Origin of the sequence: Alkalicaulis satelles (assembly GCF_008630495.1) — a bacterium.
GTDB classification, from domain to species: domain Bacteria; phylum Pseudomonadota; class Alphaproteobacteria; order Caulobacterales; family Maricaulaceae; genus Oceanicaulis; species Oceanicaulis satelles.
This window is the reverse complement of the sequence record NZ_VWOJ01000002.1, coordinates 107008-125427: the sequence shown is the minus strand read 5'-3', so window position 1 is coordinate 125427 and position 18420 is coordinate 107008. Positions and strand designations below refer to the sequence as shown.

General features: G+C 67.4%; 17 protein-coding genes and 1 riboswitch. Of the genes, 12 read left to right on the top strand and 5 right to left on the bottom strand.

Annotated elements, in window-relative coordinates:
• Positions 1-113 precede the first annotated feature (113 nt).
• The 3 genes from gap to F1654_RS06275 all read left to right on the top strand — a co-directional run bounded on the left by gap (position 114) and on the right by F1654_RS06275 (position 3448).
• Positions 114-1124, top strand: coding sequence for a type I glyceraldehyde-3-phosphate dehydrogenase (gene gap, locus F1654_RS06285; RefSeq protein WP_150022680.1), 1011 nt, complete (start codon positions 114-116; stop codon positions 1122-1124).
• 25 nt (positions 1125-1149) lie between these two features.
• The gene (locus tag F1654_RS06280) at positions 1150-2337 is read left to right on the top strand and encodes a phosphoglycerate kinase (RefSeq protein WP_150022679.1); all 1188 of its coding nucleotides are present in this window, start codon (positions 1150-1152) and stop codon (positions 2335-2337) included.
• Positions 2338-2416: 79 nt separating this feature from the next.
• Positions 2417-3448 (top strand): class I fructose-bisphosphate aldolase, encoded by a 1032-nt coding sequence (locus F1654_RS06275; RefSeq protein WP_150023365.1) that lies wholly within the window; start codon positions 2417-2419, stop codon positions 3446-3448.
• Between the two features lie 55 nt (positions 3449-3503).
• Here the strand turns inward: F1654_RS06275 and F1654_RS06270 are convergent, their stop codons facing one another.
• A complete protein-coding gene (locus F1654_RS06270) occupies positions 3504-4619 on the bottom strand; it encodes an FAD-dependent oxidoreductase (RefSeq protein ID WP_233205169.1) in 1116 nt (371 codons plus the stop codon).
• A gap of 159 nt (positions 4620-4778) precedes the next feature.
• A riboswitch (yybP-ykoY riboswitch) is annotated at positions 4779-4958 on the top strand.
• Positions 4959-4960: 2 nt separating this feature from the next.
• Here F1654_RS06270 and F1654_RS06265 point away from each other — a divergent pair.
• From F1654_RS06265 to F1654_RS06225, 9 genes are all read left to right on the top strand, one after another.
• Positions 4961-5236, top strand: a complete 276-nt coding sequence (locus tag F1654_RS06265) for a TMEM165/GDT1 family protein (protein WP_150022677.1) — start codon at positions 4961-4963, stop codon at positions 5234-5236.
• Between the two features lie 512 nt (positions 5237-5748).
• Complete coding sequence (gene mgtE / locus F1654_RS06260; protein ID WP_150022676.1) at positions 5749-7146, top strand: magnesium transporter; 1398 nt, start codon at positions 5749-5751, stop codon at positions 7144-7146.
• An 82-nt stretch (positions 7147-7228) separates the two neighbouring features.
• The gene (locus F1654_RS06255) at positions 7229-7912 is read left to right on the top strand and encodes a hypothetical protein (protein ID WP_150022675.1); all 684 of its coding nucleotides are present in this window, start codon (positions 7229-7231) and stop codon (positions 7910-7912) included.
• Between the two features lie 84 nt (positions 7913-7996).
• Positions 7997-8716 (top strand): MgtC/SapB family protein, encoded by a 720-nt coding sequence (locus F1654_RS06250; RefSeq protein WP_150022674.1) that lies wholly within the window; start codon positions 7997-7999, stop codon positions 8714-8716.
• Positions 8717-8817: 101 nt separating this feature from the next.
• A complete protein-coding gene (locus tag F1654_RS06245) occupies positions 8818-9441 on the top strand; it encodes a class I SAM-dependent methyltransferase (RefSeq protein ID WP_150022673.1) in 624 nt (207 codons plus the stop codon).
• Between the two features lie 213 nt (positions 9442-9654).
• Complete coding sequence (locus tag F1654_RS06240) at positions 9655-10308, top strand: phosphoribosylanthranilate isomerase (RefSeq protein WP_150022672.1); 654 nt, start codon at positions 9655-9657, stop codon at positions 10306-10308.
• Positions 10309-10358: 50 nt separating this feature from the next.
• Positions 10359-11570, top strand: a complete 1212-nt coding sequence (gene trpB, locus F1654_RS06235) for a tryptophan synthase subunit beta (RefSeq protein WP_150022671.1) — start codon at positions 10359-10361, stop codon at positions 11568-11570.
• Between the two features lie 73 nt (positions 11571-11643).
• Entirely contained in the window at positions 11644-11931 is a 288-nt protein-coding gene (locus F1654_RS14170; RefSeq protein ID WP_199200484.1) for a BrnT family toxin, read from the top strand.
• Positions 11903-12196 (top strand): BrnA antitoxin family protein, encoded by a 294-nt coding sequence (locus F1654_RS06225; protein ID WP_150022669.1) that lies wholly within the window; start codon positions 11903-11905, stop codon positions 12194-12196. The genes F1654_RS14170 and F1654_RS06225 overlap by 29 nt, the downstream gene beginning before the upstream one ends.
• A gap of 66 nt (positions 12197-12262) precedes the next feature.
• Here the strand turns inward: F1654_RS06225 and F1654_RS06220 are convergent, their stop codons facing one another.
• The 4 genes from F1654_RS06220 to F1654_RS06205 all read right to left on the bottom strand — a co-directional run bounded on the left by F1654_RS06220 (position 12263) and on the right by F1654_RS06205 (position 18391).
• On the bottom strand, positions 12263-12772 hold the full coding sequence (locus F1654_RS06220; protein WP_150022668.1) for a copper chaperone PCu(A)C: 510 nt from the start codon (positions 12770-12772) through the stop codon (positions 12263-12265).
• Positions 12773-12867: 95 nt separating this feature from the next.
• Complete coding sequence (gene trpS / locus F1654_RS06215) at positions 12868-13911, bottom strand: tryptophan--tRNA ligase (RefSeq protein WP_150022667.1); 1044 nt, start codon at positions 13909-13911, stop codon at positions 12868-12870.
• Positions 13912-14000: 89 nt separating this feature from the next.
• Positions 14001-15575, bottom strand: a complete 1575-nt coding sequence (murJ, locus tag F1654_RS06210) for a murein biosynthesis integral membrane protein MurJ (protein WP_150022666.1) — start codon at positions 15573-15575, stop codon at positions 14001-14003.
• On the bottom strand, positions 15572-18391 hold the full coding sequence (locus tag F1654_RS06205) for a [protein-PII] uridylyltransferase (RefSeq protein WP_233205168.1): 2820 nt from the start codon (positions 18389-18391) through the stop codon (positions 15572-15574). The genes murJ and F1654_RS06205 overlap by 4 nt, the downstream gene beginning before the upstream one ends.
• Positions 18392-18420: the final 29 nt, after the last annotated feature.

Below are 18420 nucleotides of genomic sequence, written 5' to 3'. Positions count from 1 at the left end.
CGGGGGCGTATGGACGCATGGGCGCGAAGCGTCTAAACCCCGCCGCGACAAGCCGGCGCTATGAAGCCATGGTCTTCAGCCGCGCCGCTCACCGGATATGAGGAGCGAGCATCATGGCCCTTCGCGTGGCGATTACCGGATTTGGACGCATCGGACGCCTGGCCCTGCGCGCCGTGCTGGAACAGCAGCGCGCTGGCGAGGTCCAGGTGGTGGCGATCAACGATTCCTCCACGCCCGCGACCAATGCCCACCTGCTGAAATATGACAGCGTGCATGGCCGTTATCCGGGTGACATCAAGGTGGGCGATGACTGGATCGACGCCGGGTTCGGCAAGATCGCCAAGGTCTCCAACCGCGATCCCTCCCAGCTGCCCTGGGGCGATCTGGGCATTGATATCGTCCTGGAATGCACCGGCGCCTTCAATTCCAAGGAAGGCTCCATGGCCCATATCCGCTCCGGCGCGAAGCGGGTGCTGGTTTCGGCGCCGGCCAAGAATGCGGACAAGACCATTGTCTATGGCGTCAATCATGACGCCCTGACGGCTGAAGACATTATCGTGTCCAACGCCTCGTGCACCACCAATGGCCTGGCGCCGGTGGCCAAGGCGCTCAATGACGCCATCGGCATCGAGCGCGGCCACATGACCACGATCCACGCCTATACCGGCGACCAGCCGACCCTGGACCGGAACCACAAGGACCTGCACCGCGCCCGCGCTGCGGCCCTGTCCATGGTGCCCACCACCACCGGCGCGGCCAAGGCCGTCGGCGAGGTGCTGCCCGAACTGAAAGGCAAGCTGGACGGCTCGGCCATCCGCGTGCCCACTCCCAATGTCTCGGTGATCGATCTGGTGTTCACGCCGTCGCGCGCCGTCACCGCCGATGAGGTCAACGCCGCTGTGCGCGCCGCCGCGGACGGGCCGATGAAGGGCGTTCTGGGCTATGATGACCTGCCGCTGGTCTCCATCGACTATAATCACGACCCGCGCTCCTCGGTGGTGGCGCTGGACAAGACCAATGTCATCGACGGCAAGCTGGTGCGGGTGATGACCTGGTATGACAATGAGTGGGGCTTCGCCTGCCGCATGATCGACACCACGGTGGCGATGGGGCGGCTGCTTTAGGTCCGTCATCATAAGGGGGCGCGCCATGATCCGCCGTATTGAAGACGCCGATATCGCGGGCAAGCGCGTCCTGGTGCGCGTGGATTTCAACGTGCCCATGGAGCACGGGCGCATCAGCGACGACACGCGTCTGCGCGCGGCCCTGCCGACCATTCAATACTTGCGCGAGGGCGGGGCGAAGGTGATCCTGGCGGCCCATTTCGACCGCCCGCGCGGCCAGCGCGTGCCGTCCATGTCGCTGGCGCCTGTGGCCTCGGCGCTGGAGGACCTCATCGGCGCGCCGGTCAAATTCGTCTCCGACTGCATCGGCCCGGACGCCGAGGGCGCAGTTCAGCTCTTGCAGCCCGGCGGGGTGCTGCTGCTGGAGAACACCCGCTTCCATGCGGGCGAGGAGGCCAATGATCCCGAGTTCGCCGCCCAGCTGGCGAAACTGGCCGATCTCTATGTCAATGACGCCTTCTCGGCGGCGCACCGCGCCCACGCCTCCACGGAAAGATTGGCGCGCCTGATCCCCAGCTATGCGGGCCTGGCGCTCCAGAGCGAGATCGATCACGTCACCGCCGCGCTGGAAGCGCCCCAGCGCCCCTTGCTGGCGATTGTGGGCGGGGCGAAGGTCTCCACCAAGATCGCCCTTTTGAAGACCCTCGCCACCAAGGTGGACCGGCTGTTCATCGGCGGCGCCATGGCCAACACGTTTCTGGCTGCGCGCGGTCACAGCATCGGATCGAGCCTGTATGAGCGCGATCTGCTGGATACCGCCCGCGCCATCGAGGATGCGGCCCGTTCAGCCAATTGCGATCTGATGCTGCCGGTGGATGTGGTGGTGGCGCGCGAGTTCAAGGCGCATGCCGACCGGCGTGTGGCCGAGCTGGATGATGTGCAGGGCCCGGAGATGATCCTGGATTGCGGGCCGGAAACCGTGGACCGGCTGGCCGATGCGCTGGCCGCCTCGCGCACCCTGGTGTGGAACGGCCCGCTGGGCGCGTTCGAGACCCCGCCTTTCGACACCGCGACCATCGAGGCGGCCCAGTTCGCCGCGAAGCGCTGCCGCGAACACGGCCTGACGGCGGTGGCGGGCGGGGGCGATACCGTCTCGGCGCTGAACCGGGCGGGGGTGGCGGGTGATTTCACCTTCGTGTCCACCGCAGGGGGCGCTTTCCTGGAGTGGCTGGAAGGCAAGACCCTGCCCGGAATCGCGGTTCTGCAAGGCTGACATCTTGACCCTGCGCGCAGGCGCGGCCACACAACGGGCCGGGAACGGCTCACACGAACACTCATGAGGGACAGGCGTGATGGATCTCGATCAGCTCAATGAAACGGCCATCGCCATGACGGCGCCGGGCAAGGGCATTCTGGCGGCGGACGAATCCACCTCCACCATCAAGAAGCGCTTTGACACGATCGGCCTGACCTCGACCGCGGACAGCCGCCGCGACTGGCGCGAGATGCTGTTCCGCACCCAGCCGGCCATGAGCGAATATGTTTCCGGCGTGATCCTGTTTGACGAGACCATCCGCCAGACCGCTGCAGACGGCACGCCGCTGACGAAGCTGATCACCGATGCCGGCTGTATTCCGGGCATCAAGGTGGATGCGGGCGCCAAGCCGCTGGCCGGCTCGCCGGGCGAGACCGTGACCGAGGGCCTGGATGGCCTGCGATCGCGTCTGGAAGAGTATTACAAGCTGGGCGCCCGGTTTGCGAAATGGCGCGCCGTGATCGATGTGGGCCGCGGCGGCGATGACAGCCTGCCCTCGCCCTACTGCATCAATGTGAACATGCACGCGCTGGCGCGCTACGCGGCGCTGTGCCAGGAAGCCAATATCGTGCCCATCGTGGAGCCCGAGGTCCTGATGGACGGCGATCATACAATCGAGCGCTGCTATGAGGTGACCGAGTTTGCCCTCAAGCGCCTCTATGCCGAGCTGTTCGAGCAGGGCGTGGTGCTCGAAGGCACGGTCCTGAAGCCCAACATGGTCATCGCTGGCGCCAAATGCTCCGACCAGGCGACCCGCGAGGAGGTCGCCGCCATGACGGTGCAGTGCCTGCTCAACACCGTGCCCGCCGCCGTGCCGGGCATCGCTTTCCTGTCGGGCGGCCAGTCCGACGAGGACGCCACCGCGCATCTGTCGCTGATGAATGAGGGCTATAACCTGCCCTGGCCGCTGACCTTCTCCTATGGCCGCGCCCTGCAGGCGGCGCCGCTGAAGGCCTGGAACGGGTCCGATGTGGCGGCCGGCCAGCGCGCCTTCAATCACCGCGCCCGCATGAACTCGCTGGCCGCTCTGGGCCAGTGGCGCAGCGAGCTGGAAAGCGAAGCGGCGTAAGCGCGTTCCACGACATAGCCCCCCATGGCTTGCCCCCGCTGCGAGGGGGAGCGCCTCATTGGCTGAGCTGGCGCATGAAGCGGCGGTCAATGGCGTCTTTGATCCGCCATACCCAGCGGCCCGATAGGCTCAGGCCGTTTCGGACGGCCAGGGCGCGCTTGTCACCCAGGGCGATGAGATGGAGATAGCTGCGCTGGGGTGTGAAGACCTGCATGTCCCGCTCCTCCAGCGCCGCGATCAGGTTATGGGCCAGAACCGGTGCGGCGCGCACGGCGTAAACCCCGGCTTTGGGGCGCGGGGCGTGATCAAGATGGGCGCAGTCCCCGCATGCGAACACGCCGCGATGGGACAGGCTTTCAAGATGGGCGTTGACCGCCACGAACCCGTCATTGAGCGCCAGGCCGGTTCCCGCCAGCCAGTCCTGAGCGCGCACACCCGCCGCTGCTATGATCAGCGAGGCGGGCAAGCGCTGTCCGTCTGCAAGCGTCACGCCCTGCGCATCGGCGCCGGTTAGGCGCGCTCCGGTGACACGCTTGATCCCGGCCGCATCCAGCTTGCGCAAAAGCGTGCGCCGGGCCCGCGCAGGCAGGCCGGGCGTGATCTCGCCGCCTGCCTCCACCAGGCTCACGCAAGGGCCGCGAACACCGCTGCGCGCAAGCCGGTGCGCGGCGGCGAGCGCCAGCTCCACGCCCGCCGCGCCCGCGCCTGTGATGCAGACTTCGGGCGGGACCGCGCCGGACCGCACCTGTTCAAGATGCAACGCCCATCGCGCCGCCAGGGCGTCCAGCGGGCGCGCGGGGATGATATGGGCCGCGCCGGTCACCGGCGGCACGGCGCCTTGCCCGCCCACATCCAGCGACAGGACGTCATAGGTCACGGTGCGCGCGCCCCCCGCAGTCATGACCTGTACGTTGCGCGCGTCAGGATCGAGGCCGCAAACGCGCCCCTCTATCAGGCGCGCGCCGGCGCGCCGGCACAGCCGGGCCAGATCAATCTGCAAGGCTTCCAGCGGGTAATGGCCCGCCACATGGCCAGGCAGCATGCCTGAATAGGCCGCGCGCTGGCCCGGATTGATCAGCGTGATCTGCACGCCCGGCCTGGGCCGCCAGCGTGACAGCAGAACGGCGTGGGCATGACCGCCGCCAGCCAGCACCAGATTGCGGACCGTCAAGGCGCGTGGCGGTGATGATCTCATAATACCCGTTCAGACCGGCGCATGGCGGTGTAAACCGCGCTCATGGCGGCGAGCCTGCCTGCGCCCGCCCGTGCAAGCAAGCCGCGCATCGCCAGCCTTGATCCGCGCGCGCGGGCCTGCTAGGTCAGCGCCTGTCCTGAGGGAGTAGCCGCCGTCGCGCACGCGACGGGCCTTCGTCAACACACTTGGCCGGCACGGCCATGGCGAAGGCGCATCTTCGGATCCTGGCGAGACTCATGACGGCCTGACGCGGAACCGGGAGCCGGACGCGACAGGTTGTCATGTGGTCTGATCGGCCGGCTCCGGAGAGATGTCTCATGACGCCCCTGTTTGTAATTTTCATCACCGTGTTCCTGGCCGAGCTGGGCGACAAGACCCAGCTGGCCACCGTGCTGTTCGCCGCCGATGGCCGCCATCACCCCGCGCTGGTCTTCGCCGCCGCGTCCGCCGCGCTGGTGCTGTCGGCGGGGCTGGCGGTGCTGCTGGGCATGGCGGCCGAGCGCTGGCTCACCATGATCCCGCTCAAGCTCATTGCCGGCCTTGGTTTTATCGCCATCGGCGCCTGGACGGTGTGGGAGCATTTCAAGGGGTAAGGCGCGGTGTTTTTCTGGCGCCGGGCGCCGGAACCGGCCTTGACGCCCGTGCTGCAGGCGCGTAAGCAGCCCGCGCTGGCAGCTGCGCCAGCGTTTATGGACACGGACTTCAATGGACGGTGGATCTAGTCGGGCCTCGGGCCCGGTTCGACACGATAAATTGAGCCTGACCGGCTGCTGACGCAGCGCCCGGCGGCCCCTTCACGGGCCTGCCCCGCGCCGCGCCGACAGCCCTAACGGCTGATCCGGCGCGGCGGCGAACCATCCTTCGCTTCCGCTGCAGATCTGGAGCGCGCTCCTTGCGCGCGGCGCCTTTGCGCCGTGTGCGCGCAGCGCGGGGAAGGAGGCGATATGGACGACCCATCTAGTTGGCGGGCGATCTGTCCGGCGCAAGCTGGCGCGCCCGCAATTCCTGACATTTCCCGATTTTCCAGGCCGGAGGCCGGACCCGACTTCATGACAATGTGAGGTCTGGCGCGTTCTCCGGCAGACCAACTGTCTGGAGACACGCCATGACAAAGAACCACATCACCTCGGCGCTGCGCGAGTTTCTCGCCAATGACGACACCGCTTCCATCGCCGCGGCTCTCGCCCATCTTCATCCGGCTGACATCGCCAACGCGCTGGGCGAGCTGACGCCCTATGACATCGCCCGCATCCTGCCCGTCCTGCCGGTTGAAACGGCGGCCAAGGCGTTCGGCTATCTGCCCGTCGACACCCAGGTGGCGGTCGCCACGCTGATGAAGCGTGACGATCTGGCCGCTCTCATCGGGGCTATGTCCCATGACGAGCGCGCGGACCTGTTCGCCGAACTGCCGGACTCCCTGCAGAACCAGCTCCTGCCGGTCCTGGCCCAGGCCGACCGGGAGGATATCCGCAAGCTGGCCGCCTATGAGGACGGCACGTGCGGCGCGATCATGACGTCCGATTACGCCACCCTCACGCCGGAGCTGACCACGGTCCAGGCGATTGAGAAACTGCGCAAGGAAGCGCCCAACAAGGAAACCATCTACGATTCCTATGTGGTCGACGATCAGCGCCGGCTGATCGGCGTGGTCTCGCTTCGTGACCTGCTGACCAAGCCCGACGAGGCCAAGGTCGGCGACATCATGGTGCGCGACGTGATCTGCGTACGCGCCCAGGACTCACAGGAAGAGGCTGCGCGCAAGATCGCCAGGTATGACCTTCTGGCCATCCCGGTGATCAATGGCGGCGACGCACTGGTGGGCATCATCACTGCGGACGACGCCATGGACGTGCAGGCCGCAGAAGCCACCGAGGACTTCTACCGGTCTGGCGGCGTGCAGGACGTGGGCGGCGACCAGAAGGGCTATGTGCCTGGCATGAAGCGCATCACCAATGTGCGCACCGCCTCCACCTTCGTGCTCTACCGCATGCGTATCGTGTGGCTGGTGCTCCTGGTGTTCGGCAATATCTTTTCCGGCGCAGGCATCGCCTATTTCGAAGACACCATCATGGCCTATGTGGCGCTGGTGTTCTTCCTGCCCCTGCTGATCGATTCGGGCGGCAATGCCGGCTCCCAGGCGGCCACCCTGATGGTGCGCGGCCTGGCGATTGGCGATGTGAAGCTGTCCGACTGGGGCAAGATGGTCGGGCGTGAGACCTTCGTGGCGCTGCTGCTGGGGATCACCATGGCCATCGCGGTTTCCACCATTGGCATTTTCCGCGGCGGTCCCGAGATCGCTCTTGTGGTGTCGCTGTCCATGGTGGTGATCGTTCTGGTCGGTTCGGTCATCGGGATGAGCCTGCCCTTCATCCTGTCGCGGCTGAAGCTGGACCCGGCGGCGGCCTCGGCCCCGCTGATAACCTCCATCGCCGATGCGGCGGGCGTGCTCATCTACTTCTCCATCGCCACCGCCCTGCTCGATATGTCCGCTGCGGCGGCCTGACGGACAGAACAAGCCGATTGAAAAACCATTGTTACGCGGCGGCGCCAGTGTGAGCCCTGCGCCGCCGCGAGGAGACAGACCCATGAAAAAGACCTTTAACCTCGCCGGCCTGGCCGGCGCTTTCGCCCTTCTGGCCAGCCCGGCCTTCGCCTCGGGCGGCCCCTATGCGGTGGACGATGCCGGCATCGCCACGCCCGGCAAGTTCAAGCTGGAGACCTGGTTGTCGCTGGCGGACAATGACGATCTCATCTTCGTGGCCTCGCCGGGCTATGTGTTCGAGGCCCTGCCCTGGATCGAGTTCGAGCTGACGTTTGAAAACGCCCGGCGGGCTGATGAGTGGGAGACCACCGTGGCCCCGGCGGTCAAGATCGCCCTGCGCGATGTGGATGAGGACGGGGTGGGCGTGGCCCTGTCGCTGGGCAGCGGCCATGCCGGCGTCGTGCGCCGGGCCGACACCGTCTACGCCGTCGTGCCCGTCACCGTGCCGGTGGGCGAGCGCGTTCTGGTCAATCTCAACGCGGGCGTGGAGCGTGATCAGGCCACCCGTCAGACCGAGGCGGTCTGGGGCATGGGCGGGCAGCTCCTGTTCGACCGTGGCGAGCTGATCGCCGAAACCTTTGGCGGCGAGACCGGAAGCCCCGGCTTCCAGGCCGGCGTGCGGCCCTATCTGTTCGGCGGCGCGGCGGCCCTGGAACTCGCCTATGGCCGCAATCTCGACGGCGACCGCGCCAACTGGTTCACCGTTGGCCTGAGCTTCGAGTTCTAAATCACGCCTGTACGGACCCCGCCGGGCTGGATGGCTCCGGCCCGGCGGGGTATAGGCGGCGCACAGCAGTAAAAAGAGCCGGGCATGATCGAGACAGCAGGGCCGTTCTGGGCCGCCATCAATCTGTTCGCCGCCCTGGTGCTGGGCGCGGCCATCGGGCTGGAGCGCCAGTGGCGCCAGCGCATGGCGGGCCTGCGCACCAATACGCTGGTCTCGCTGGGCGCGGCGAGTTTTGTGGTGTTCTCCGCCCTGTTCGGCGGCGACGAGGTGAGCCCGACCCGGGTCGCCGCCCAGGTGGTGTCGGGCGTCGGCTTTATCGGCGCCGGGATCATTTTCCGCGAAGGCTTCAATGTGCGCGGGCTCAACACCGCTGCGACCCTGTGGTGCGCGGCGGCCGTGGGCGTGCTCGCGGGCGCCGGCGCGCTGGTCTACGCCATCATCGTGGCGGCCATGGTGGTGGCGGTGAATCTGTTGCTGCGTCCGCTCGCCGCGCGCATCAACCGCCAGCCTGTGACCGCGCTGGACGGACCGCAGGATTACGCCGTCACCATCACCTGCCGGGCCGAACAGGAAGCCCATATCCGCGCCCTGCTCCTGCAGGGCGTGGCGTCGGGCAAGCTGCATTTGCGCGCGCTGGAAAGCGCCAATATCGAGGAAAGCGACCGGGTGGAGGTATCCGCCGCGCTCAATGCCGACATCCGCGCCGACAGCGTGCTCGAGCAGATCGTGGGCCGGCTGAGCCTGGAGCCCGCCGTCACCGCCGCCCGCTGGCGCCTGGACGAAACGCGCGAGGCCGAGGCGTGAAGGCGCAGCTCACGCAAGGGTGTGCGCCCGCCCTTTCCATCCCGGCTTGACGCTGCAGCGCTCTGGCGGCCACCGTCAGCGGCCAGCCGGAGGCGCAAGTCATGATCGCACAGCTTTATGAGACCCATGTCCTGCCGCATCTGATCGGCTGCGCGTGCGGCGCGCCGCAGATCATGAAGCAGCGCGCGCGCCTGATCCCTGAAGCCAGAGGCCGGGTGCTGGAGATCGGTTTCGGATCCGGAACCAATCTGGGCTTTTATGACCCCTCCCGGGTCAGCGAAATCGTCGCGCTGGAGCCTTCTGAAGGCATGCGCCGCAAGGCCGCCCCAGCCATCGCGCAAAGCCCGGTCTCCATAAGCTGGCGCGCCGAAACCGCCGAGGCGGCGGCGCTGGAGCCTGACAGCTTCGATACCCTCGTGCTGACCTATACCGCCTGCACCATCCCGGATCCGGACCAGGCGCTGGCCGCCCTGCGCCGCGCGCTCAAACCCGGCGGCCAGCTCCTGTTCTGCGAACATGGCCTGGCGCCCGATGAGGGCGTGGCCCGCTGGCAGCGGCGCATCGAGCCGGTCTGGAAACCGCTGGCGGGCGGATGCCGCCTCACCCGCGATCCCGCCGCGATGATTGCGCGCGCCGGCTTCTCCATCACAAGGATGGAGGCCGATTATCTGCCCAAAACCCCGAAGATCGCCGGTTACACGGTGCGCGGCGCCGCGTCGCGGTGAGGGGTGCAAGCCTTTGAAGTGATACCCTCCACATCTCAATTATGCGTTTTCCCGGCGAACGCCGGGACCCAGGGCGCCTATGCTGCTGGACCCCATCTTTCGACGGGGAAACGCAAGGGGGGAAGGCGGGGTGCGGCGTTCAATTGATCGTACGCGCCGCCCATCCCATCCCGCCGCTTTCTCATGCCGCCAAGGCGGCCTATATCCGGCCCCATGAGCACAATCGTCAAAATCTGCGGTCTCAATGACAGGGTCTCTGTGGAGACCGCCGTGGCGGCGGGCGCCGATTATCTGGGCTTTATCATTTTTCCGCGCTCGCCCCGGGCGTTGAGCCCGACCGAGGCCGGGGCGCTGGCGGCGCATAAAGGTGCGGCGCGCTCTGTGGCGGTGCTGGTCGATCCTGATGACGCGCTGCTGGGCGAGGTGCTGGCGCGCATGGCGCCCGACATCATCCAGTTGCACGGCGATGAGAGCCCGGCGCGATGCCTGGATGCGCGCGCTTATGCCGGAGAGGGCGTGTGGAAGGCGCTTGGGGTGTCGGCCGCAGACGATCTGGAGCGGGCAACGCGCTGGCGCGGCTGTGTGGACGGGTTCGTGTTTGACGCCAAACCGCCCGCAGACGCCTCCCGGCCCGGCGGGCTGGGGGTCGGCTGGGATTACAGCCTTCTGAGCGGATTTGATCCCGGCGCGCCCTGGCTGCTGGCCGGCGGGCTGAGCGTGGACAACGTCGCAGACGCCATCGCTCAGAGCGGCGCGCGCGGGGTGGATGTGGTCTCCGGCGTGGAGGCGCGTCCCGGCGTCAAGGATGCAGACAAGATCAGGGCCTTCATCGCTGCAGCGCGTAAGCCCCGCCCGCTTGCGTGCTGACGCGCAAGCGGCTTCTCTTCACCCGCTTTGAAATTTTCAGGACCCCTCCCATGACCCAGCCCAACGCCTTTTCCCAGTACCCCGATGCGCAAGGCCGGTTTGGCGCGTTTGGCGGGCGTTATGTGGCCGAGACGCTGATGCCCAATATCCTGGCGCTTGAGGCGGCCTATGCTCAGTACAAGGATGACCCGGACTTCCTTGCCGAGTTCGACCTGTTCAGCCGCGATTTTGTCGGCCGGCCGAGCCCGCTCTATTTCGCCGAGCGCCTGACGGAGGCTTTCGGCGGCGCCAAAATCTGGTTCAAGCGTGACGAGCTCAATCATACCGGCGCGCACAAGATCAATAACTGCCTGGGCCAGGTGCTGCTGGCCAAGCGCATGGGCAAGACCCGCATCATCGCCGAAACCGGCGCGGGCCAGCATGGCGTGGCCACCGCCACGGTGGCGGCGCGCTTCGGCATTCCGTGCGAGGTGTTCATGGGCGCCACGGACGTGGAGCGCCAGAAGCCCAACGTGTTCCGCATGAAGCTGCTGGGCGCCAAGGTCCATGCTGTCACCTCCGGGCGCGGCACGCTGAAAGACGCCATGAACGAGGCCTTGAGGGACTGGGTCACCTATCCCGACGAAACCTTCTACGTCATCGGCACGGTGGCCGGCCCGCACCCCTACCCGATGATGGTGCGCGATTTTCAGTCCGTGATCGGACGCGAGGCGCGCCAGCAGATGCTCGAGCGCATAGGCCGCCTGCCCGACGCCGCCGTGGCGTGCATTGGCGGCGGGTCGAACGCCATGGGCCTGTTCCATCCCTTCCTGGAAGACGAGAGCGTGCGCCTGATCGGCGTGGAGGCCGCCGGCAAGGGGCTGGACACGCCCGACCACGCCGCCAGCCTCAATGGCGGCAAGCCGGGCATTCTGCACGGCAACCGCACCTATCTTCTGCAGGACGCCGATGGCCAGATCACCGAAGGCCACTCCATCTCCGCCGGTCTCGACTATCCCGGCATCGGGCCGGAACACGCCTTCTTGCACGATATGGGACGGGCCGAATACCGCGCCGCCACCGACGCCGAGGCGCTGGAGATGTTCCAGCTCTGCTCAAAGCTCGAAGGCATCATCCCGGCCCTCGAACCCGCCCACGCGCTGGCCCGCGTGCGCGACCTGGCCAAAGAACTCGGCCCCGACGGCGTCATCCTGATGAATATGTGCGGACGCGGCGACAAGGACGTGTTCAGCGTGGCGGGCGCGCTGGGGGTGGCGTTGTAGTTCGCGCTTTGCGCGTATATGCGTTACAATTGCGCCTGACAGGTGCTTGTTTGTAACGACATTTGTAGCTACAATGCAGTTTGAGTGGGATGAGGAGAAGGACCGCGCCAACCGGGCTAAGCATGGCATCGGGTTTGATGAGGCTTCCGAATTATTCTCCGGCGACTATGTCTTGATCCCGGCCCGCGCAGGTCCCGGTGGTGAGGCGCGATGGATAGCCGTCGGCCCTCTTGGCGGGCGTCCGGTGATCGCCATTGTGCACACTGACCGCTCGGGCCGCATCCGCATCATCTCGGCGCGGCCTGCGCGTCGAGAGGAAAGGAGACGCTTTCATGGGACGTATCGTACGCGTGAAACTTGAAGACCTGCCACCCATCTCCGAGGAGCGTTTGCGGGAAATCGAGGCGATCCCCGACGAAGACATCGACTTTTCCGATATCCCGGAACTGACCGAAGAGGATTTCGCCAAGGCCGTGTGGCGTCCGGGTTATGGTAAGCAGCAGGTGACGGTGCGGCTGGACCGCGATGTGCTGGCCTTTTTCAAGCAGGGCGGGCGCGGGTATCAGACCCGCATCAATGCGGCCCTGCGCGCCTATATGGAGGCGGCCAAAAAGGCGTCCGCCTGACATGAAACGGGCCGGACGCATGATGCGCCCGGCCCGGATGCTCTGCAGCGCCGTTAGGCTGCGATTTTAGCCGTTGTCGTTGACCGGCGCGGCGTCCAGCACGGTGAAGGCCTGGCTCAGGGTCTGGCCGTCCTCGAACACCAGATCGATGGTGATCTCGCCCGCCTCGAACGCGCTGCGGTCGATGTCAAACAGCATGAGATGATCCCCGCCCGGGGCCAGGGTGATGGCGCCGCCTTCAGGGATGTCAAAGCCTTCCACCCGGCGCATGCGCATCACATCGCCTTCCATGGCCATGGTGTGAATTTCCATGCGCGCGGCGGCGGAGGTGCGCGCGTCCACCAGACGCCCCGGCCCGCCCTCGGCGCTCAGGGTCAGGAAGCCGGCGGTGACATCACGGCCCGGCGGGGGATTGCGCACCCAGGCGCCCTCGGCGTGGAACACGGCTTCAGCCATTTCAACACCGGCTTGCGAGGCCGAAGGGGCCGCCGGTTCGCCCGAACCGGCCGGAGCGGGATCATTGCACGCCGCCAGGGCGAGCGCGGAGCCCGCGGCGATCCAGAAGGTTTGACGCATGGGTCCTGTCCTTGTCTTGCGTCCGGCGCAATCGCCGGACTTTATGATGCGGCATATGGCCGGGCGGCTTCGCGGGCGCAAGGCGCCCAAACGCCTCACCCTTTCCAGTAGCCGACAAGATCGCGCACCTCAGTGATCACCGGTTCAGCCACGGCGCGCGCGCGCTCTGCGCCATTCTTCAGAATGCGGTCGATCTCCGCCGGATCGGCGATCAGGCGGGCGTATTCGCCGGCGATGGGGGCGACGAACTCCACCGCGATATCGGCGAGCTTCGGCTTGAACGCGCCGAAGCCCTGTCCGGCGTATTCATCCAGCACGGCCTGCACGCTCTGGCCCGTCAGGGCGGCGTAGATGCCGACCAGATTGCGCGCCTCGGGCCGGGCCTCAAGCGCATCGGCGCTGCCGGGCAGCGGCTCGGCGTCGGTCTTGGCCTTCCTGATCTTGCGCGCGATGGTGTCGGCGTCGTCATGCAGATTGATGCGCGAATTATCGCTGGGATCGGACTTGGACATTTTCGCCGTGCCGTCCTTGAGCGACATGATGCGCGCGCCGGCGCCCGCTGGCGGGATCACCGGCTCGGGCAGGGGCATGACGCTGGCGCCCGCGCCGAAATCGCGGTTGAAGCGCGCGGCGATGTCGCGCGACAGCTCCAGATGCTGTTTCTGGTCCTCGCCCACGGGCACATGGGTCGCCTTGTAGATCAGGATGTCGGCGGCCTGCAGCACGGGATAGGTGAACAGGCCGACGCTGGCGCGCTCGGCGTCCTTGCCGGCCTTGTCCTTGAACTGGGTCATGCGCTCCAGCCAGCCCAGGCGCGCCACGCACTGGAAAATCCAGGCGAGCTCGGCATGGGCAGGCACGGCGGACTGGGCGAAGACGGCGCTGCGCTTGGGGTCGACCCCGGCGGCGAGATAGGCCGCCGCCGCTGACCGCACGCGGCCGGGCAGATCCGCCGGGTCATGAGCGACCGTGATGGCGTGCATGTCCACCACGCAGTAGAAGCAATCGGCCACACCCTCCTGCAGGCGCACCCAGTGCTTCAGCGCGCCCAGATAATTGCCAAGATGCAGCCCGCCCGTGGGCTGCATCCCCGACAGGATGCGCTCGGGGCCGGCGTAAGGGGCGGGGGCGTCGCTCATGGGTGATCCGATATCTGGTCAGGCGGGAAGGGGTGGTCAGGGCGCGGTGATAGCCTTGGCAGGCGCAAGGCTCAAGCGCGAAGGCGGGCTCAGTCCCGATCGGGTTTGCGCCGCACGAGATCGCGCAAATCCTCGCGGGTCAGTGCGCCCAGCGCCAGCGCGGCCAGGCCATAGATCACAGCGCCCAGCGCCACCACGGCGCCCAGAACAATGAGCTGTCCGGGATAGCGGCCAAGGCTGGGGGCGAGCCCGGTGATCCAGTCCGCGCCCGGTCCGGCCAGGACCCAGACTGCAGCGGCCATCATCGCCGCGGCCAGCACCTGCCGGGGCAGGCGGGCGGCCAGGCGCGCATCGAGGCGCCAGAGCTTGCGCGCCAGCAAGGTGCGCGTGAGCATGAGCACATTGATCCAGCCCGCCACGCTGGTGGCGATGGCCAGCCCCACAAACCCTACCCCGCCGAAGAACAGCGTCACGGCGAGGAAGAAATTCACCCCCACCGAAATCAGGGCGTAGCGCATGGGGGTGGCGGTGTCCTCGCGGGCGAAAAAGCCCGGGGTCAGCACCTTGATCAGGATGAAGGCGGGAAGCCCCGTGCCATAGGCGATCAACACCATCGCGGTATTGGCGGTGTGCTCGGCGGTGAAGGCGCCCCATTCAAACAGTCCGCCCACCAGGAACTGGGGGATCACCAGCATGGCCGCCACGGCGGGCAGGGTCAGGGCGAGGGAAATCTCGATGGAGCGGTTCATGGCGAAATTGCCGCCCGCCTCGTCGCCCGAGCGCAGCCGCCGGGCGAGATTGGGCAGGAGGGCGAGCCCCATGGCGATGCCGATCACGCCCAGAGGCAGCTGATAGAGCCGCTCGGAATAATACAGATAGGACCGCGCGCCGTCCTCCAGCATGGCGATGGAGGAGGTGACCAGCACATTGATCTGGGTCACGCCCGCCGCCACGGCGCCGGGTATGCCCAGCGCAATGAGGCGCTTGACCCGGGGTGTCAGGCGCGGGGCGCGCAAGGTGAATTTCAGCTTCGCCCGGCGCGCGGCCAGCGCCAGCAGCGCCACCTGCATCACCCCGGACGCCGTCACGCCAATCGCCAGCCAGAGGGCGAGCGTCTCGCGGTCGGCGAACTCGAACATCAGGACCACGATGAGGGCGAGATTGAACAGCATGGGCGCGCCCGCCGCCGTGGCGAAGCGTCCATGGGAATTGAGCCCGCCCCCGATCAGGGCCGTGACCACCATGCACAGCGTGTAAGGCATCATGATCTGCAAGAGCAGAACCGCCAGTGTGAACAGGCCGGGATCGTCTATCTGACCGGGGAAGAAGGCGTAGCCGATCCACGGCGCCAGCACCTGGATCGCGACCACGATCAGCAGCGTGACGCTGGCCAGCACGCTCAGCGCTTCGCTGGCGAAGGCGTCGGCTTCGGCCTGCCCCTTGCCCTCCAGCTCGCGCGCATAGAGCGGCACGAAGGCGGCGTTGAACGCACCCTCGGCCAGCACCCGGCGGAAGGTGTTGGGTATGACCAGGGCCTGGAAGAACACGTCGGCCACCGGCCCGGCGCCCAGGCGCCCGGCCATCAGGCTTTCGCGCACCAGGCCGAGAATCCGGCTGGCGAAGGTGAAGGCGCTGACCACGCCGAGATTGCGCAGCAGCCTCACCGCCAGGCGCTCGCGGTGACAGGCGCGCTGGCGCCGCGCGCGCCCAGGGCCGCTTCCGCCTTGGTCAGCACGGCGCCCAGCGCTTCGCTGATGGCATCCAGAAGGGCCGGATCATCGGGCTTCTTGCCGTTCTTTGTGACGTAGAAGGTGTCAACCGCACGCTGGCCATAGCCGTCAATGCGCGCGGCCTGCAGGGACAGGCCCAACCCGGTCAGGGTGCGGGCGAGATCATGCAAAAGGCCAGGCCGGTCGCGGCCCGAGGCTTCGATCACCAGGGCATGATCGGCGGCTTGCAGATCGAGTTTCACGTACGGATTGACTGCAAACGCCGCCTCGCGCCGGCGCAAGGGGCGCACAGGCGCGCGCCAGCTGGCGCCAAGCCCTTCATCAGCCGCCGCTTCCACAGCCGTTTTCAGGCGCGAGCGCGCCGCCGGGTCGGACCAGCCAAACGGCTTGCCGCCGGCCTCCTGCACATAGAACACGTCAAACGCGCGCCCGCCTTCAGTCGTGGCCACCTGGGCGCCGACCACATTGGCCCCTTCGCGCGCCAGGGCGCCGGCGATGTCGGCGAACAGCCCGTCCCGGTCGGGCGCCAGCACCATCACCTCACAGGCCGAGCGGCGCTTGTCGATACGCACGCCGGCGGCGGTCTCGCGGCCCTCCGCCTCACACGCGCGCACGAAGGCGGCGTGGCGCAGCCGGTCGCTGTCGGCGAAGGCGAGCCAGTAAGGATCATCAAGCTCATGGATCCAGCGCTTGGCGAAATCAGGATCAAAGCGCGAGACAACGCCCGCGAAGCGCGCCCTGGCGGCCTCGGCGCGTTCGGTCAGCCGGGCGCGCGCGGCGTCCTCGCCGCGCTCTCCGCCCCCGGCCAGAACCGCCGCGGTGGCCTGATAGAGATCGCGCAAAAGCTGGGCTTTCCAGCCATTCCACACCCCCGGGCCCACGGCGCGTATGTCCACCACGGTAAGGATGGTCAACAGCCGCAGCCGCTCCAGCGTGCCGCACAGGCGCGCGAAATCGAGCACGGTGCGCGGGTCGGAGATGTCGCGGCGCTGGGCCGCATCGCTCATTTCCAGATGGTTGGCGATCAGCCAGGCGACCAGCTCGATCTCGTCGTCGTCCAGTCCCAGCCGGGCGCAGGCGATGCGTGCATTGGCAGCGCCTTCAATGCACTGATCGCCCTTGCCCTTGCCGGTGTCGTGCAGCAGCACCGCCAGATGCAGGGCGCGCCGGGCGGAGATTTGCGGGGCGAGGCTGGTGGCCAGCGGATGGTCTGCGATGAGCTTGCCCTGCTCGATCTCGCGGAGCAGGCCCAGCGCGTTAAGCGTATGCTCGTCCACGGTAAAGCGGTGATACATGTTGAACTGGGTGCGTGCGACGATATCGCCGAACTCCGGGATATACGCGCCCATAAGCCCCGCCTCGGTCATGGCGCGCAGGGTCATGCGCGGATCATCGGCATCGAGAAGCACGGCGAAGAAACTGCGCGCGGCGCGCGGGTCGCTGCGGAAGGCGTCATCGATAAAGCGCAGGGACTGGCCGATGCGCGCCACCGCGTCCGGATGCAGGTCGTAATGGCGCGCCGCCGCTGCCTCGAACAGGGAGAGCATCATCACCGGATCGCGCTCGATCACGGCCGGATCGGCGAAATCGAGCCGTCCGGCGTGAAGCGAGAACCCGGCTTCGGTCAGCCCCTCGGCGTCGGCAATGCCATCGGACGGCAGGAAGCGCCCGCCCGCGCCGGGCGGGTCCTTGAATTCATCGGCTTCCAGCTTGGCGCAGATCAGCCGGGTCAGGGCGCCCACATCAATCGCCTTGAGGAAATAGTCGCGCATGAAGGCTTCCACCCCCAGCGTCTCTTCGGTGTCGTCATAGCCCATGCGCAGGGCGATATCGGGCTGGAGGTCGAAACTCAGCCGGTCGTCCTTGCGCCCGACCAGGGCGTGCAGGTGAAAGCGCACGGTCCAGAAGAAATCGGCGGCCGACAGATAGCGCTCCACATCACCGACTGACAAAAGTCCTGCGCCGACCCAGCGCTCCAGCGCATCGGCGCCATAGAGCACCTGGGCGAGCCAGCGCACGGTCTGCAGATCGCGCAAACCGCCCTTGCCATCCTTCACATGGGGCTCGACGGCGTAGCGGCTGTCGCCCTGGCGGTCGACGCGCGCATCGCGCTCGGCGAGCTTGGCGGCGGCGAAACTGGCGGCCTCCTCGCCAACCCAGTGTTCGTCAAAGGCCGAGAGCAGGCGGCGCACCAGGCGCACATCGCCGGTGATGGGCCGGATATCGAGAAGGGCGGTGCGTTCGGATACATCGGTGCGGGCCAGCGCAATGGCTTCGTCCACCGTGCGGATGGCGCCGCCGCCCACCGGCAGATTGCAATCCCACAGGGCATAGAGCGTGCGCTCCACGATTAGGGCGGCATGGGGCGGGGCGGGGTCCTCGACCAGGAAGACCAGATCGATATCGCTATGGGGCGCCAGCTCGCCCGCGCCATAGCCGCCCACCGCACAGAGCGCCAGGCCCGGCGCGCGCGCGCCGTCAGCGTCCAGATCGGTGGCGATGGAATCAAACAGGGCGCGCAGGGCCGCATTCATCACGCCCGACAAGGTGCGCGCCGCTTCCAGCCCGCCGCTGGCGGCGTCCAGCCGGGTTTCGGCATGGGCGCGCCCGCGGGCGAGATAGGTCTTGAGTTTGGCCAGCGCCGCCTGCCGCTCGGCGGGCTGGTCCCAGCCGGTGCGCGTGGACGCGGCCAGCTCCGCGCGCAGGCGCAGGCCGTCCAGGTCAGCAGGAAGGGCGGTGGGCCGGATCATGGCGACACTTCTACGCCAGTGCGCCCCGA

Bases quoted from the DNA above. Each gene is read 5' to 3' on its own strand.
- gap (WP_150022680.1), top strand. From the start codon at position 114: ATGGCCCTTCGCGTGGCGATTACCGGATTTGGACGCATCGGACGCCTG.
- F1654_RS06280 (WP_150022679.1), top strand. From the start codon at position 1,150: ATGATCCGCCGTATTGAAGACGCCGATATCGCGGGCAAGCGCGTCCTG.
- F1654_RS06275 (WP_150023365.1), top strand. From the start codon at position 2,417: ATGGATCTCGATCAGCTCAATGAAACGGCCATCGCCATGACGGCGCCG.
- F1654_RS06265 (WP_150022677.1), top strand. From the start codon at position 4,961: ATGACGCCCCTGTTTGTAATTTTCATCACCGTGTTCCTGGCCGAGCTG.
- mgtE (WP_150022676.1), top strand. From the start codon at position 5,749: ATGACAAAGAACCACATCACCTCGGCGCTGCGCGAGTTTCTCGCCAAT.
- F1654_RS06255 (WP_150022675.1), top strand. From the start codon at position 7,229: ATGAAAAAGACCTTTAACCTCGCCGGCCTGGCCGGCGCTTTCGCCCTT.
- F1654_RS06250 (WP_150022674.1), top strand. From the start codon at position 7,997: ATGATCGAGACAGCAGGGCCGTTCTGGGCCGCCATCAATCTGTTCGCC.
- F1654_RS06245 (WP_150022673.1), top strand. From the start codon at position 8,818: ATGATCGCACAGCTTTATGAGACCCATGTCCTGCCGCATCTGATCGGC.
- F1654_RS06240 (WP_150022672.1), top strand. From the start codon at position 9,655: ATGAGCACAATCGTCAAAATCTGCGGTCTCAATGACAGGGTCTCTGTG.
- trpB (WP_150022671.1), top strand. From the start codon at position 10,359: ATGACCCAGCCCAACGCCTTTTCCCAGTACCCCGATGCGCAAGGCCGG.
- F1654_RS14170 (WP_199200484.1), top strand. From the start codon at position 11,644: ATGCAGTTTGAGTGGGATGAGGAGAAGGACCGCGCCAACCGGGCTAAG.
- F1654_RS06225 (WP_150022669.1), top strand. From the start codon at position 11,903: ATGGGACGTATCGTACGCGTGAAACTTGAAGACCTGCCACCCATCTCC.
- F1654_RS06220 (WP_150022668.1), bottom strand. From the start codon at position 12,772: ATGCGTCAAACCTTCTGGATCGCCGCGGGCTCCGCGCTCGCCCTGGCG.
- trpS (WP_150022667.1), bottom strand. From the start codon at position 13,911: ATGAGCGACGCCCCCGCCCCTTACGCCGGCCCCGAGCGCATCCTGTCG.
- F1654_RS06205 (WP_233205168.1), bottom strand. From the start codon at position 18,391: ATGATCCGGCCCACCGCCCTTCCTGCTGACCTGGACGGCCTGCGCCTG.